The following is a 15,250-nucleotide window of genomic DNA, read 5'->3' as shown; positions in this document are numbered from 1 at the left end:
CACTCCATTTCGACCATCCGCCCGTGACCGCTGTCCGTGGGCCGGCGCGACAGCTATAATCAGCCGCTTTCCTCTTTGCCAAGACCACACCAGACCATGACTGAGTCCGTTCTTGACTACATGACCCGCCTGGGTCGCGCTGCCCGCCAGGCTTCCCGGGTGATCGCCCGTGCCACCACCGCGCAAAAGAACCGTGCGCTGCTGGCGGCTGCCGATGCGTTGGACGCGGCACGACCGGAACTGACTGCGGCCAACGAGCAGGACCTGGCCAACGGCCGGGCCAATGGTCTGGAGCCGGCTCTGCTGGATCGCCTGGCGCTGACCCCGGCGCGTATCGACGAAATGATCGAAGGCCTGCGTCAGGTGGCCAAGCTGCCTGACCCCATCGGTGAAATCCGCGACATGCGCTACCTGCCGTCGGGCATCCAGGTGGGCAAGATGCGCGTGCCCCTGGGGGTGATCGGCATCATCTACGAGTCGCGCCCGAACGTGACCATCGATGCGGCCAGCCTGTGCCTGAAGTCGGGCAACGCCACCATCCTGCGCGGCGGTTCCGAGGCGATCCATTCCAACCGCGCCATCGCCACCTGCATTCAGCAGGGCCTGGCGGCGGCCGACCTGCCGCCTCACGTGGTGCAGGTAGTGGAAACCACCGACCGCGCTGCGGTTGGAGCGCTGATCACCATGCCCGAGTTCGTCGACGTGATCGTGCCCCGTGGCGGCAAGAGCCTGATCGAGCGGGTCAGCCGTGACGCCAAGGTGCCGGTGATCAAGCACCTGGACGGCGTCTGCCACGTGTATATCGATGTCGCGGCGGACCTGGACAAGGCCATTCGCATTGCCGACAACGCCAAGACCCAGCGCTATGCACCGTGCAACACCATGGAAACCCTGCTGGTTCACTCCGCCATTGCCGAGCGCGTATTGCCGCCATTGGCCGCGATCTACCGCGACAAGGGCGTCGAGCTGCGTGGCTGTGCGCAAACCCGCGCACTCCTCGGTGCCGGTGTGTTGGAAGCAACCGAAGAAGACTGGCGCACCGAGTACACCGCGCCGATCCTCTCGATCCGCGTGCTGGACAACCTGGAGCAGGCCATCGAGCACATCAATACCTATGGCTCGCACCACACCGACTCGATCGTCACCGAAAACTTCAGTGACGCCCGGCGCTTCCTTAACGAAGTGGACTCCAGTTCGGTCATGGTCAATGCCTCGACGCGCTTTGCCGACGGCTTCGAGTACGGCCTGGGCGCGGAGATCGGCATTTCCACCGACAAGCTGCACGCCCGTGGCCCGGTTGGGCTGGAAGGGCTGACCAGCGAGAAGTACGTAGTCTTTGGCGACGGTCACGTGCGTACTTGATGGGCAAACGTATCGGTCTGCTGGGCGGCACCTTCGATCCAGTGCATATCGGCCACTTGCGTGGCGCGCTGGAGGTGGCGGAATCCATGCAACTCGATGAGCTGCGCCTGGTGCCCAGTGCCAGGCCGCCCCATCGGGATACACCGCAGGTGTCGGCCCTCGATCGTCTGGCGATGGTCGAGTGTGCGGTGGCGGGCGTTTCACCCCTGGTGGTGGACGACCGTGAGCTGAAACGGGACAAGCCGTCCTACACCATCGACACCCTGGAACAGATGCGGGCCGAGCTGGCCGCAGATGACCAGTTGTTTCTGTTACTGGGCTGGGACGCGTTTTGCGGCCTGCCCACCTGGCATCGCTGGGAAGAGTTACTCCAGCATTGCCACATCCTGGTGCTGCAACGCCCGGATGCCGACAGCGAACCGCCGGATGCCTTGCGCAACCTGCTGGCAGCGCGTTCGGTGAGCGACCCTTTGGCCTTGCAAGGGCCTGGGGGACACATTGCATTCGTCTGGCAGACGCCGCTTGCGGTGTCCGCCACCCAGATCCGTCAACTGCTGGCCAGCGGTAAGTCGGTACGTTTCCTGGTGCCTGACGCGGTCCTGGCCTATATCGATGCACACGGGCTTTACCGTGCGCCGAACTGAAGGAGCGCTGCCGGCCTGTGCTGAGCGGCGTTCCAAACATACGAGCTAAACGAGTTTTATATGACTAACCAAGTAATGAAAGGCGAAGATCTGGTCAAGGTGGCTGTCGCCGCGCTGGAAGACGTCAAGGCCCAGGACGTCCTGGTGATCGATGTTCGCGACAAGCAGAGCATCACTGACTACATGATCATCGCTACCGGTACCTCCAACCGCCAGATCGGCGCGATGCTGGAAAAGGTCCGTGAAATGGTCAAGGCCCAAGGCGTGCGCCCATTGGGTGAAGAAGGCAAGGGCGACAGCGACTGGGTGCTGCTGGACCTGGACGACGTGATCGTGCACATGATGACCGCCTCGGCCCGCCAGTTCTACGACCTGGAGCGTCTGTGGCAGGGCGCCGAGCAGAGCCGCGCGGCCGATGGCAAGCACCACAGCCCGGAGCATGGTCACGAGCACTTCACCAAGCTCAACAAAGACCAGCAATAAGGGACGGCTGTGCGCCTGCGTCTGATCGCTGTCGGTTCACGCATGCCCAAGTGGGTGGAAGAGGGTTGGCACGAGTATGCCAAGCGTCTGCCATCCGAGCTGGCGTTGGAACTGGTGGAAATTCCGCTCAATACCCGGGGCAAGAACGCCGACGTGGCTCGCTTCATCCGTCAGGAGGGCGAGGCCATGCTGGCCAAGGTCGGGCATAACGAGCGCATCGTCACCCTCGAGGTGCATGGCAAACCCTGGAGCACCGAGCAACTGGCGGTGGAACTGGATCGCTGGCGTCTCGATTCGCGCACCGTGAATTTCATGGTCGGCGGCCCGGAAGGGCTGGCGCCGGAGGTCTGTGCGCGGGCGGATCAGCGCTGGTCGCTGTCGCCGCTGACCTTGCCGCACCCGCTGGTGCGGATTCTCATCGGTGAACAGCTGTATCGCGCCTGGACCGTGCTGTCCGGGCACCCTTACCACAAGTAGCCCGCGCCCCTCATGTCCCAGCCGATCCGCATCAAGGACCACGAAAAAGACGCCCGTCTGGTGCGTGGCCGTGTCGTGTTCGGCGCAATCATGGTGGTTTGCCTGATCGGTGTGCTGATTGCCCGGCTGTATTACCTGCAGGTGATCCAGTACGACTATCACTCCACCCTTTCGGAGAACAACCGGGTCCACGTGCAGCCGATTCCACCGACTCGCGGGTTGATTTTCGACCGCAATGGCGTGGTGGTGGCGGACAACCGGCCCAGCTTCAGCCTGAGCATGACCCGCGAGCGTTCCGGCGACTGGCAGCAGGTGCTCGACGTGATCGTCGAGGTGCTGGAGCTGACTCCGGAAGACCGGGTGCTGTTTGAAAAGCGCATGAAGCAGGGGCGTCGGCCTTTCGAGCCGGTGCCGATCCTGTTCGAGCTGACGGAAGAGCAGATCGCCCGGATCGCGGTGAACCAGTTCCGCCTGCCCGGTGTGGAAGTGGTGGCCCAGCTGGTCCGGCATTACCCCCAGGGCGCGCACTTTGCGCACTCCGTGGGCTATATGGGGCGGATCAACGAGAAAGAGCTCAAGTCCCTCGATCCGGTGAACTACAGCGGCACCCACCATATAGGCAAGACCGGCATCGAGCGCTTCTACGAGCCTGAGCTGCACGGCCAGGTGGGTTACGAAGAGGTCGAGACCAACGCCCGTGGCCGGGTGCTGCGAGTGCTCAAGCGCACCGACCCGATTCCCGGCAAGGACATTGTCCTGAGCCTGGACATCAAGTTGCAGGAAGCCGCGGAACTGGCCCTGGGCGGGCGCCGTGGCGCGGTGGTAGCCCTGGACCCGAGTACCGGTGAAGTGCTGGCGATGGTCAGCCAGCCGAGCTTCGACCCCAACCTGTTCGTCACCGGCATCAGCTTCAAGGCCTATGCCGAGCTGCGCGATTCCATCGACCGGCCGCTGTTCAACCGGGTGCTGCGTGGCCTCTATCCGCCGGGTTCGACCATCAAGCCGGCGGTGGCCATTGCCGGGCTGGATGCCGGCGTGGTCACGGCTTCGACCCGGGTCTACGACCCGGGCTACTACCAGTTGCCCAACTACGACCACAAGTACCGCAACTGGAACCGTACCGGTGACGGTTATGTCGACCTGGATACCGCGATCATGCGGTCCAACGACACCTATTTCTACGACCTGGCCCACAAGCTGGGGATCGACCGGCTGTCCGCCTACATGAGCAAGTTCGGTATCGGCCAGAAGGTCTCTTTGGACATGTTCGAGGAGTCGCCGGGCTTGATGCCGACCCGCGAATGGAAGCGCGCCACCCGGCGCCAGGCCTGGTTCCCGGGGGAGACCCTGATTCTCGGGATCGGCCAGGGCTACATGCAGTCCACGCCGTTGCAACTGGCCCAGGCCACCGCCCTGGTCGCCAGCAAGGGCAAGTGGAACCGGCCCCACCTGGCCAAAAGCATCGAGGGCGAGAAGCCGGTGGATCACAACCCGATGCCGGACATTGTCCTGCGTGACCCCTCGGACTGGACGAAGGTCAACCATGGCATGCAGCAGGTGATGCACGGTGCCCGGGGCACCGCGCGCAAGGCCGCGGCCGGTTCGCCGTATCGGATTGCCGGCAAGAGTGGTACCGCCCAGGTGGTGGCGATCAAGCAGGGCGAGAAGTACGACCGCTCCAAGGTCCAGGAACGGCATCGTGACCACGCCTTGTTCGTCGGCTTCGCTCCGGCGGAAAACCCCAAGATCGTGGTCTCGGTCATGGTCGAGAACGGTGAGTCGGGCTCCGGCGTCGCGGCACCGGTAGTGCGTCAGGTGATGGATGCCTGGCTTCTCGGCCAGGACGGCCAGCTCAAGCCCGAGTTCGCCAGCCCTATCAGCGCGGAGGCTACGGCCCGTGAAGAGTAATTTTGACCGCATCCTCTCCAGTGAGGATGTGATGCGTCGTCGCGCGACGCTGTTGCAGCGCCTGCATATTGATGGCCCGCTGCTGGTGCTGCTGCTGACCCTGGCTGCCGGCAGCCTGTTCGTGCTGTATTCCGCCAGCGGCAAGAGTTGGGACCTGCTGGCCAAGCAGGCCACTTCATTCGGTATCGGACTGGTGTCGATGATCGTCATCGCCCAGTTCGAGCCGCGCTTCATGGCCCGCTGGGTGCCGTTGGGCTACGTGTTCGGCGTGGTGCTGCTGGTGGTGGTAGATGTCATGGGCCACAACGCCATGGGGGCGACCCGCTGGATCAACATCCCCGGGGTGATCCGCTTCCAGCCGTCGGAGTTCATGAAGATCATCATGCCGGCGACCATCGCCTGGTACCTGTCCAAGCGCACCCTGCCACCCCATCTCAAGCATGTGGGGATCAGCCTGGTGCTGATTGGCATTCCGTTCATCCTGATCGTGCGTCAGCCTGACCTGGGTACGGCCTTGCTGATCCTGGCCGGCGGCACCTTCGTGCTGTTTATGGGCGGCCTGCGCTGGCGCTGGATCCTCAGCGTGCTGGCGGCTGCGGTTCCCGTGGCCATCGCCATGTGGTTCTTCATCATGCACGACTACCAGAAGCAGCGGATCCTGACTTTCCTCGACCCGGAGAGCGATCCGCTGGGCACCGGCTGGAACATCATCCAGTCCAAGGCCGCCATCGGCTCCGGTGGGGTGTTCGGCAAGGGCTGGCTGCTGGGCACCCAGTCGCACCTGGACTTTTTGCCGGAGAGCCACACCGACTTCATTATCGCTGTCATGGGCGAGGAGTTCGGCCTGGTGGGCATCTGTGCGCTGCTGCTGATCTACCTGCTGCTGATCGGGCGCGGGCTGGTGATCACCGCCCAGGCCCAGACACTGTTTGGCAAATTGCTCGCGGGCAGCCTGACCATGACGTTTTTTGTTTACGTTTTCGTCAACATCGGTATGGTCAGTGGCTTGTTGCCGGTCGTAGGGGTGCCGTTGCCGTTCATTAGCTACGGAGGAACTTCGCTGGTGACGCTACTGTCAGCGTTTGGGGTTTTGATGTCGATCCATACCCATCGCAAGTGGATCGCGCAGGTTTGATTAAGGTGAAGAATTCAATGCAAGCAATGCGTGGCTGGGCCGCTCGGCAGGCGCCGTGGGTCGGTCTGGTAAGCATCCTTGGTGCAGCGCAGCCCGCGTTCGCCGGTGATTACGAAGGTTCGCCCCAGGTGGCCGAATTCGTGGGCGAAATGACTCGGGACTATGGTTTTGCCGGGGAGCAGCTGATGGCTGTGTTCCGCGAGGCCGAGCGCAAGCAGTCGATTCTTGACGCCATTTCGCGGCCCGCCGAGCGGGTCAAGCAGTGGAAGGAATACCGGCCGATGTTCATCACCGACGCGCGCATTGCCCGCGGTGTGGATTTCTGGCGCCAGCATGAAGCGGTGCTGGCCCGCGCCGAGCAGGAATATGGCGTACCGGCCCAGGTAATTGTCTCGATCATCGGCGTTGAAACCTTTTTCGGTCGAAATACCGGGAATTACCGGGTGATCGACGCATTGTCCACCCTGGGTTTCGATTATCCGCCCCGTGCCGAGTTCTTCCGCAAGGAACTGCGCGAGTTTCTGCTGCTGGCGCGTGAGGAGCAGGTCGATCCATTGAGCCTCAAGGGTTCCTACGCCGGAGCCATGGGCCTACCACAGTTCATGCCCAGCAGTTTTCGGGCTTATGCGGTGGACTTCGACGGTGACGGCCACATCAATATCTGGACCAACCCCGATGATGCCATCGGCAGTGTGGCCAGCTATTTCAAACGCCACGGCTGGGTGGCCGGCGAGCCGGTGGTCAGTCGCGCCGATGTGCGTGGCGATCGGGTAGATGAAGGCTTGACCACCGGGATCGAACCGACGAAAACCGTCGGAGAGTTGCGGGCCCTGGGCTGGTCGAGTCATGATGCGCTGCGCGATGATATGCCGGTCACCGCTTTCCGTCTGGAAGGTGACAATGGCCCGGAATACTGGATGGGCCTGAAGAATTTTTACGCGATCACTCGCTATAACCGCAGCGTGATGTACGCCATGGCCGTACATCAGTTGTCTGAACAGCTGGTCCAAGCACGGGGCGTCAAGTAATGCTGGCAATGCCAATTCGCAAACCCCTGAAGCTGGTGGCTTTTGCCGCGTTGTCCTTGCTGGTGGTCAGTTGCTCGACGAGTCGCTCGCCGCAGCAGAAATCTTCCACCGCTGTGCGTTCCATGCCGGGCCTGGACGTCAACCGCGCCCACAAGGATGGCGCGCCGTGGTGGGATGTCGACGTTTCGCGCATCCCCGATGCGACCCCGACCCTGCATACCGGCCCCTACAAGGCCAACCCCTACACGGTACTGGGCAAGACCTATTTCCCCATCCAGGAATCGAAAAACTACGTGGCCTCCGGCACGGCGTCCTGGTATGGCACCAAGTTCCACGGCCAGAACACCGCCAATGGCGAGGTCTATGACCTGTACGGCATGAGTGCCGCGCACAAGACCCTGCCGTTGCCCAGTTACGTGAAGGTCACCAACCTGGACAACAATCGCAGCGTGATCCTGCGGGTCAACGACCGTGGGCCGTTCTATTCCGACCGCATCATCGACCTCTCCTACGCCGCGGCCAAGAAGCTCGGCTATGCCGAGACCGGCACCGCCCGGGTCAAGGTCGAGGGCATCGATCCGCAGCAATGGTGGGCTCAGCGTGGCCGTCCGGCGCCGCTGATGCTCAACGAGCCGCAAGTGGCCCAGAATAGCGCGCCGGTGGTTACGGCCTCGGCCGGCACTGTCGAACAATGGACCCCGCCGCCCCAGCAGCACGCAGCGGCTGTGGTTCCCGTACAAGTGAAAAACACGGCAGCAGCTTCTGGCCAGTATCTGCAGGTGGGCGCCTTCGCCAACCCTGACGCTGCCGAGCTGTTGAGGTCGAAATTGAGTGGCATGGTGAGCGCCCCGGTGTTCATCAGCTCGATCGTCCGCAATCAACAGACGCTGCATCGAGTGCGCCTGGGGCCATTCGGCACGCCGGGTGAGGCCCAGCAAGCGCAGAACAGTGTGCGCCTGGCGAACCTTGGGCAGGCCAGCGTGGTCTCTGCCGAGTAAGAATACTGAAGATTGAAGATCCGCTTGCGGTATTGGGGGGTGGGTCCTGGTTGTTGGCTCGTCGAACAACAAAAGCCCGGCAAGGGTCAGTGAGTGAACAACTGCACACGCGACAGCCCTTTAGAAGGCTGTCTGAAATAGTTTTGCCCGCAAGGGCAAGTTTCCATTAGCAACTTCGAGAGACGGATGAACATCACCACCTTTGCCAAACGCCTGTGCCTGCTTGTCCCGCTGATCATCACGCCCGCCGCCTGGGCGGTCGAAGCGATGCCGTCGCCACCGCAACTGGCCGCCAAATCCTATGTGCTCATGGACGCCAGCAGCGGTAACGTGCTGGTGGAGAACAATGGTGACCAGCGCCTGCCGCCGGCCAGCCTGACCAAGCTGATGACCGCCTACATCGCGACCCTGGAAATCCGTCGCGGCCAGATCGGCGAGAACGATCCGGTGACCGTCAGCGAGAACGCCTGGCGTACCGGCGGCTCGCGGATGTTCATCAAGGTGGGTTCGCAAGTCACCGTCAGCGACCTGCTGCACGGCATCATCATCCAGTCGGGTAACGACGCCAGCGTCGCGGTTTCCGAGCATATCGCCGGTAGCGAAGACGCGTTCGCCGACATGATGAACAAGACGGCTACCGACCTGGGCATGAGCAACAGCCACTTCATGAACCCTACCGGCCTGCCGAATCCAGAGCATTACTCGTCGGCCCACGACATGGCGGTGCTGGCTCGCGCGATCATCCACGAAGACCCTGCGCACTACGCGATCTACTCGCAGAAGGAGTTCTTCTGGAACGGCATCAAGCAACCCAACCGCAACCTGCTGCTGTGGCGCGACAAGACCGTTGATGGCCTGAAGACCGGCCATACCGACGAAGCCGGCTATTGCATGGTGTCCTCGGCGGTGCGTGATGGCATGCGCCTGATCGCGGTGGTGTTCGGTACCAACAGCGAACAGGCTCGTGCTGCTGAAACCCAGAAGCTGCTGACTTACGGTTTCCGTTTCTTCGAAACCCAGACCTTCTACCAGAAGGGCACCGAGCTGGCCCAGGCCCAGGTCTGGAAGGGCACCACTCATCAGGTCAAGGCCGGTCTGGCCGAAGACCTGACCATGACTATGCCTAAAGGCCAGTTGAAAAAGCTCGCCGCCAGCATGACCATGAACCCGCAACTGATCGCGCCGATCGCCAAGGGCGACGTGATTGGTAAAGTCGAAGTGAAACTGGACGACAAGGTGGTGCACAGCGCTGATCTGATCGCCCTGGAAGCGGTCGACGAAGGTGGTATCTTCCGTCGCATGTGGGATAGCATCCGTCTATTCTTCTACGGCTTGTTCAACTGATATTGTCGACCTGCGTGGCCCTCGTTCCCCAGTGGAGCGGGGGCCATGTCCGTCGTCCGGCTATACGAGGCCGTTACTGCCATGACAGACACTGACGTTAAGTCGCACAAGATTGAGTTTCCCGTCGATGACTATCCGATCAAGGTGATCGGTGACACGGTTGTCGGCTTCAAGGACACCGTGATCGAGATCCTTGCCAAGTACGCCAAGCTGGACATCAAGTCCCTGGCCGAGCGTCAAAGCAGCAACGGCAAGTACACCACCGTACAACTGCACATCACCGCCACCGGTGAAGACCAACTGCGTGATATCAATAGTGCCCTGCGTGCTACCGGTGTCGTCCACATGGTGCTGTGATGCCACAGACGCTGGGCTTTCGTGAGCTTGGCCAGATGGCTTACGAGCCGGTCTGGCAAGCTATGCAGCGCTTTACCAATGAACGCGGTACCGATGCACCGGATGAAGTCTGGCTGGTGCAGCATCCACCGGTATTCACCCAGGGCCAGGCCGGCAAGGCCGAGCACCTGTTGCTCCCGGGGGATATCCCCGTGGTGCAGGTGGACCGCGGCGGCCAGGTGACCTATCACGGCCCTGGCCAGCTGGTGGCCTACCTGCTGCTGGATGTGCGCCGATTAGGTTTCGGTGTGCGGGACCTGGTCAACCGCATGGAGCACTGCCTGATCGAGCTGCTGGCCAGCTACGGCGTGCCGGCGGCGGCCAAGCCCGATGCACCGGGCGTCTACGTCAATGGGGCGAAAATCGCCTCCCTGGGCCTGCGTATCCGTCACGGATGCTCTTTTCACGGTCTGGCCTTGAACGTGGACATGGATTTGCAGCCGTTTCGACGGATTAACCCCTGTGGTTATGCCGGGTTGGCGATGACCCAGCTGAGCGACCATGCAGGGCCGATTGAATTTGCCGAGGTAAGTGCCCGGCTGCGTGCGCAGCTCGTCAAACACCTCGACTATGCTGAGCAGACGACCCTAACGGGCGGAATCGACTGATATGACTACTGCGCAAGACGCTGTTCAAACCCTGATCCCGACGCTGGATATCTCCGAGCGAGCGGCCCGTCCGAAAGTTGAAACCGGCGTCAAATTGCGCGGTGCGGAAAAGGTCGCGCGCATTCCGGTGAAGATCATTCCGACTACCGAACTGCCGAAGAAACCGGACTGGATTCGCGTACGCATCCCCGTCTCCCCGGAAGTCGATCGGATCAAGCAACTGCTGCGCAAGCACAAGCTGCACAGCGTCTGCGAAGAGGCGTCCTGCCCGAACCTGGGCGAGTGCTTCTCCGGTGGCACCGCGACCTTCATGATCATGGGTGACATCTGCACCCGTCGCTGCCCCTTCTGTGACGTTGGTCATGGCCGTCCGAAGCCTCTGGATGTCGACGAGCCGATGAACCTTGCGGTGGCAATCGCCGATCTGCGCCTGAAATACGTGGTGATCACCTCGGTGGACCGCGATGACCTGCGTGACGGCGGTGCCCAGCACTTTGCCGACTGCATCCGTGAAATCCGCAAGTTGTCGCCGAACGTGCAGTTGGAAACCCTGGTTCCCGACTACCGTGGCCGCATGGATGTTGCCCTGGAAATCACCGCCGCCACGCCGCCGGACGTGTTCAACCACAACCTGGAAACAGTGCCGCGCCTGTACAAGGCCGCCCGTCCTGGCTCGGACTACCAGTGGTCGCTGACCCTGCTGCAGAAATTCAAGCAACTGGTGCCGCATGTGCCGACCAAGTCCGGGCTGATGCTGGGCCTGGGTGAAACCGATGACGAAGTCATCGAGGTCATGAAGCGCATGCGCGAGCACGACATCGACATGCTGACCCTTGGCCAGTACCTGCAACCGTCGCGCAACCACCTGCCGGTCCAGCGCTTCGTGCACCCTGACACCTTCGCCTGGTTCGCCGAGGAAGGTTATCGGATGGGGTTCAAGAACGTTGCTTCCGGCCCGCTGGTACGTTCTTCGTACCATGCCGACGAACAAGCGAAACTGGCCAAGGCAGGCCTGGTTTCCTGATCTGCCTGCCCGCAAGGCGCACGTCTTGCGGGCAGTTCCCCGGCTCTTTCGAGCGCTTTCGCAACACCTGCCGCTTTTTAAATCCCGCCTCTTCTGTTTGACACCATTCATGGCTACTGTGCTTGAGTGAATTCACACAGGGAGAATCTGCATGCCTATCCAACCGACTGCTGCGCTGAACGCCCACCTGCCGGTGCCGGCGCTGGCCGCAGAAGGCGTTATCGGCCTTATTGCACCTGCCGGTCCCGCAGCGCTGGATACTGAAAAAGCCCACCAATGGATGCGCTCCAGGGGATACAGCCTACGGATCTTCCCGGGTGTCGGGTTGCAGGAGGGGTACCTGGCCGGTAGCGACGAAGCGCGCCTCAAGGACCTGCATGAGGCTTTCGCCGACACGGACATAGACGCCATTCTGTGCCTGCGTGGCGGCTACGGCAGCCCCCGCCTGCTGGACAAGATCGATTTCGATCTGTTGCGGCGCAATCCCAAGCCCTTTGTCGGCTACAGCGATATCACCGCCCTGCACCTGGCGATCAACCGTTATGCCGGCTTTGTGAGCTTTCACGGGCCGATGCTCAACGCCGATCTGCTGGGCGACAAGCAGGCGCCCACCGAGGCCTCTTTTTTCAATCTGCTTCGAGGCCAGGCCCGGGCTGGCAGCCTGCTGCCCCATCCCGTGGCCTTCCCCTTGACCACCATCGAGCCGGGCATTGCGCTGGGCTCCCTGCTGGGCGGGAACCTGTCGCTGATCGCCAGTACCCTGGGCACCCCGTATGAGATCAATACCGACGGCATCATCCTGTTTATCGAGGATGTCAATGAGCCGCTGTACCGCATAGATCGCCTGCTCAATCACCTGCGCCTGGCCGGCAAGCTGGAAAATCTGCGTGGGGTATTGGTGGGGGATGTGGCCGGTGTGGATTTTGCGGCGTTGTGCGCTTTGCTCAAGCAGACCTTCGAACCGCTGCGGATTCCGGTGCTGGCGGGATGGCGCAGTGGTCACTGCGACCCCAACCTGACCTTGCCCATGGGCGCGTTGGTCAGGCTGGATGCGGGAGCCCGGGAACTGACTCTGGCGCAGGATGTGGTCTTCAAGTAATCGCAGGGCCGGCGAGGGGAGTGTTTCCCCTGGGCTGGAGCGGGTCCTAACGATTGCGCAGGCTTTCCAGCAGCTTGTGGGTCGGATAGCCATCCGCGGGCCAGCCCAGTGCCTGTTGGGCATTGCGAATGGCCTTGCGGGTGTTGGCGCCGATGATGCCGTCGGGATTGCCGGCGTCATAGCTGTTGGCACTGAGCAGTGTCTGTAGCTCGATGCGCTCGGAGCGGCTCAGGGGCAGGTCGTCCTTGGGCCAGCTGCCGCTGATCTGGCCGGCTCCGCCGAAGCGTTCGGAGAGCAGGTTCACCGCCAGGGCATAGGACGAGGAGTTGTTGTATTTGAGCACTGCCCGGAAGTTGTCCAGGATCAGGAACGCCGGGCCGCGGTAACCCGCTGGCAAGAGCAGTGAGGCCGACAGGTGTTCCGAGCCGTAAGGCAGGGCCTTGCCATTGGCAGGAGTCATGCCCAGGCGCATCCATTCGCCCACGGTCTTGCGGGTGGAGGCGTCGGCCAGGGCGTAGTCGAAACCACTGTTGAGCTGTACTTCAAGACCCCAGGGCTGTCCCTGTTGCCAGCCGGAACTCTGCAGATAGTGCGCGGTGGAGGCCAGTGCATCGGCCGGGCTGTTCCAGATATCCCGGCGGCCATCGCCGTCGAAGTCCACGGCGTGGGTGTTGTAGGTGGTGGGAATGAACTGGGTCTGGCCCATGGCTCCGGCCCAGGAGCCGAGCATTTTCTCGGGCTGTATATCGCCATGCTGGATGATCTGCAGCGCAGCGATCAATTGGCTGTTGGCAAACGCCGGGCGCCGACCTTCATAGGCCAGGGTGGCCAAGGAGCGAATGACCGATTTGTTGCCCTGGAAGTCGCCGAAATTGCTTTCCATGCCCCACACCGCCACCAATGCCTGGCGGTCGACGCCATAGCGCTGTTCGATCCGTTGCAGGATGTCGCTGTACTGCACCAGCAGTGCCTGGCCCTTGCGTACCCGTACCGGGGACAGCGCCCCCTCCAGGTATTCCCATACTGGGCGGCTGAACTCGGGCTGGCTGCGGTCGGCCTTGATCACGCTCATGTCCGGGGTCACGCCGGCAAAGGCGCGATCAAATACTTCGGCACGGATACCGGCGCCCAAGGCTTCGGCACGGAAGGCGTTCAACCATTGGTCAAAGGTCTGGGTGGGCTGGATATCCAGGTTGTCGACGGTCAGGGGCGCGACAGTGGCAGGTGCGGCAAGAGGGGCTGCCTGGAGGCTGGGCAGTGGCTGGGCGTCGGCGGCGGTGGGTTTTTCCGCGCAGGCGACTAGCAGAATAAGGCTGGAGGCAGCGATCAGTTGGCGCATGTGCCAACGACGGGAAAGACAAAAGGGCATGCACGGGTCCAGAGAGAATAACAATCAGGTGCAGACCTTATCATGCCGGCGGGGTTCTGGGCTTCAGGCAGCCAGAAAGTAAGAAGCCTCCCAGCTTTTAGACTGGAAGGCTTCGCGGCGGTAGCTGCCTTTGCCCTTGGCCGGGCGTTCCTGACGGCTGCGGAACAGTGGCTGGGCGACGATGGATTTGGCCTTGTTGGGGCCATGCTTGGATGGCTTGCTCATGCTCAATACTCACTTTGGGAGGGAGGTGTTGCGGCGCAGATCATCGGCCAGAGTCGGGCCGCTGTCCAGCATCATGGATGCAGAAAATTGTAAGCGTGACGGGGTGGCCGCTTTACTCGGCCGCAAGCGCCAGGCGCTGGCCGGCCATCAGCAGCGATAAGCGGCTCAGGCTGCTCCAGGGCGAGCCACTGGCCTGTCCCTTGATCTGCGCATCAATGCGCTGGGCATCGAGCAGCAGTTGGCCCCAGCGTTGTGCGGAGTAGCGCTGCAGGGCTTTGCTCATCAGGGGTTTGCGTTTGTCCCAGACGGGCGGGCGAGCCTGGCTGAAGACCTTGTCCAATGGCACGCCCTGGCTGAACTGCAGGGCCAGGTTGGCCAGCAGGCGCAGTTCCCGGGACAGTGCCCAGAGAATCACCGGTGGTTCCACGCCTTCGCCGCGCAAGCCTTCCAGCATGCGCAGGGCATGGGCCGCTTCACCATTGAGGATGGCGTCCACCAGGCCGAATACGTCGAAGCGGGCACTGTCGGCCACCGCCGCCTGGACCGTTTCGACGGTGATCTGGCCGCCCTCGGCCATCAGCTTGAGCTTCTCGATTTCCTGGGCGGCAGCCAGCAGGTTGCCTTCGACCCGGGCGGCGATCAATTCGACGGCATCCTGGCTGGCGGACAAGCCGGCCTGGGACAGGCGCTGGCGAATCCACTGCGGCAGCTGGTTGGCATCCACCGGCCAGATCTGTACGAACTGAGTCTGGGCACCCTCGACCAGCGCCTTGCCCCATTTGGTTTTCTGCGCGCTGCCATCGAGTTTGGGCAGACTGATCAACAGCACCGTGTCTTCGGCAGGCCGCGAACAGTATTCGATCAGCGCTGCTGCGCCCTTGTCACCGGGCTTGCCCGAGGGCAGGCGCAATTCCAGCAGGCGTTTTTCGGCGAACAGCGACATGCTGGCGCCTGCTTGCAGCAGGGTGCCCCAGTCGAAACTGGCGTCGGCGCTGAATACCTGGCGCTCATCGAAGCCCTGCTGGCGTACGGCAGAGCGAATGGCGTCGGCGGCTTCCTGACAAAGCAGTGGATCATCACCGCTGATCACGTAGATCGGTGCGAGAGTGCCTTGCAGGTGTTTGCCGAGTTGGGCGGGGGCTAGTTTCAT

General features: G+C 62.3%; 15 protein-coding genes and 1 pseudogene. 13 read left to right on the top strand and 3 right to left on the bottom strand.

The annotated features are described in order from the left end of the window. Window positions 1-96: 96 nt before the first annotated feature. The 13 genes and pseudogenes from KI242_RS27735 (at window position 97) to KI242_RS27675 (ending at window position 12,506) form a co-directional block, all read left to right on the top strand. A complete protein-coding gene (locus KI242_RS27735) occupies window positions 97-1,362 on the top strand; it encodes a glutamate-5-semialdehyde dehydrogenase (protein ID WP_011063674.1) in 1,266 nt (421 codons plus the stop codon). Further along, window positions 1,362-2,006: a nicotinate-nucleotide adenylyltransferase gene (gene nadD / locus KI242_RS27730; RefSeq protein ID WP_011063673.1), complete on the top strand. Its 645-nt coding sequence runs from the start codon at window positions 1,362-1,364 to the stop codon at window positions 2,004-2,006. Before KI242_RS27735 ends, nadD begins: the two co-directional genes overlap by 1 nt. Window positions 2,007-2,081: 75 nt before the next feature. Further along, window positions 2,082-2,489 (top strand): annotated as a pseudogene (gene rsfS / locus KI242_RS27725) (ribosome silencing factor); the annotation flags it as partial. A gap of 9 nt (window positions 2,490-2,498) precedes the next feature. Further along, window positions 2,499-2,966, top strand: coding sequence for a 23S rRNA (pseudouridine(1915)-N(3))-methyltransferase RlmH (gene rlmH / locus KI242_RS27720; RefSeq protein WP_011063671.1), 468 nt, complete (start codon window positions 2,499-2,501; stop codon window positions 2,964-2,966). Window positions 2,967-2,978: 12 nt separating this feature from the next. Next, window positions 2,979-4,874, top strand: coding sequence for a penicillin-binding protein 2 (gene mrdA, locus KI242_RS27715; protein WP_011063670.1), 1,896 nt, complete (start codon window positions 2,979-2,981; stop codon window positions 4,872-4,874). Window positions 4,875-4,905: 31 nt separating this feature from the next. Then, window positions 4,906-6,009 carry a rod shape-determining protein RodA gene (gene rodA, locus KI242_RS27710; protein WP_015637169.1) on the top strand — a complete coding sequence of 368 codons (1,104 nt, stop codon included), beginning with the start codon at window positions 4,906-4,908 and terminating at the stop codon, window positions 6,007-6,009. 17 nt (window positions 6,010-6,026) lie between these two features. Then, on the top strand, window positions 6,027-7,037 hold the full coding sequence (gene mltB / locus KI242_RS27705; protein WP_011063668.1) for a lytic murein transglycosylase B: 1,011 nt from the start codon (window positions 6,027-6,029) through the stop codon (window positions 7,035-7,037). After that, complete coding sequence (locus tag KI242_RS27700; protein ID WP_011063667.1) at window positions 7,037-8,035, top strand: septal ring lytic transglycosylase RlpA family protein; 999 nt, start codon at window positions 7,037-7,039, stop codon at window positions 8,033-8,035. Before mltB ends, KI242_RS27700 begins: the two co-directional genes overlap by 1 nt. Before the next feature lie 186 nt (window positions 8,036-8,221). Beyond that, window positions 8,222-9,379: a D-alanyl-D-alanine carboxypeptidase family protein gene (locus tag KI242_RS27695; RefSeq protein ID WP_011063666.1), complete on the top strand. Its 1,158-nt coding sequence runs from the start codon at window positions 8,222-8,224 to the stop codon at window positions 9,377-9,379. An 81-nt stretch (window positions 9,380-9,460) separates the two neighbouring features. Next, window positions 9,461-9,736: a DUF493 domain-containing protein gene (locus KI242_RS27690; RefSeq protein WP_011063665.1), complete on the top strand. Its 276-nt coding sequence runs from the start codon at window positions 9,461-9,463 to the stop codon at window positions 9,734-9,736. Beyond that, window positions 9,736-10,383 carry a lipoyl(octanoyl) transferase LipB gene (gene lipB / locus KI242_RS27685; RefSeq protein ID WP_011063664.1) on the top strand — a complete coding sequence of 216 codons (648 nt, stop codon included), beginning with the start codon at window positions 9,736-9,738 and terminating at the stop codon, window positions 10,381-10,383. The genes KI242_RS27690 and lipB overlap by 1 nt, the downstream gene beginning before the upstream one ends. A gap of 1 nt (window position 10,384) precedes the next feature. Beyond that, entirely contained in the window at window positions 10,385-11,407 is a 1,023-nt protein-coding gene (lipA, locus tag KI242_RS27680) for a lipoyl synthase (protein WP_011063663.1), read from the top strand. Window positions 11,408-11,558: 151 nt separating this feature from the next. Beyond that, the gene (locus KI242_RS27675; RefSeq protein ID WP_011063662.1) at window positions 11,559-12,506 is read left to right on the top strand and encodes an LD-carboxypeptidase; all 948 of its coding nucleotides are present in this window, start codon (window positions 11,559-11,561) and stop codon (window positions 12,504-12,506) included. A gap of 46 nt (window positions 12,507-12,552) precedes the next feature. Here the strand turns inward: KI242_RS27675 and KI242_RS27670 are convergent, their stop codons facing one another. The 3 genes from KI242_RS27670 to holA all read right to left on the bottom strand — a co-directional run bounded on the left by KI242_RS27670 (window position 12,553) and on the right by holA (window position 15,250). Further along, window positions 12,553-13,875, bottom strand: coding sequence for a lytic murein transglycosylase (locus tag KI242_RS27670; RefSeq protein ID WP_015637165.1), 1,323 nt, complete (start codon window positions 13,873-13,875; stop codon window positions 12,553-12,555). Window positions 13,876-13,938: 63 nt separating this feature from the next. Next, the gene (gene arfA / locus KI242_RS27665) at window positions 13,939-14,100 is read right to left on the bottom strand and encodes an alternative ribosome rescue factor ArfA (RefSeq protein WP_015637164.1); all 162 of its coding nucleotides are present in this window, start codon (window positions 14,098-14,100) and stop codon (window positions 13,939-13,941) included. Between the two features lie 112 nt (window positions 14,101-14,212). Continuing rightward, window positions 14,213-15,250 (bottom strand): DNA polymerase III subunit delta, encoded by a 1,038-nt coding sequence (gene holA / locus KI242_RS27660; protein ID WP_011063659.1) that lies wholly within the window; start codon window positions 15,248-15,250, stop codon window positions 14,213-14,215.

Origin of the sequence: Pseudomonas sp. Eqa60 (assembly GCF_018326405.1) — a bacterium.
Lineage (GTDB): Bacteria > Pseudomonadota > Gammaproteobacteria > Pseudomonadales > Pseudomonadaceae > Aquipseudomonas > Aquipseudomonas protegens.
The sequence above is the reverse complement of the archived record's forward strand: the minus strand, read 5'-3'. Positions and strand labels throughout refer to the sequence as shown.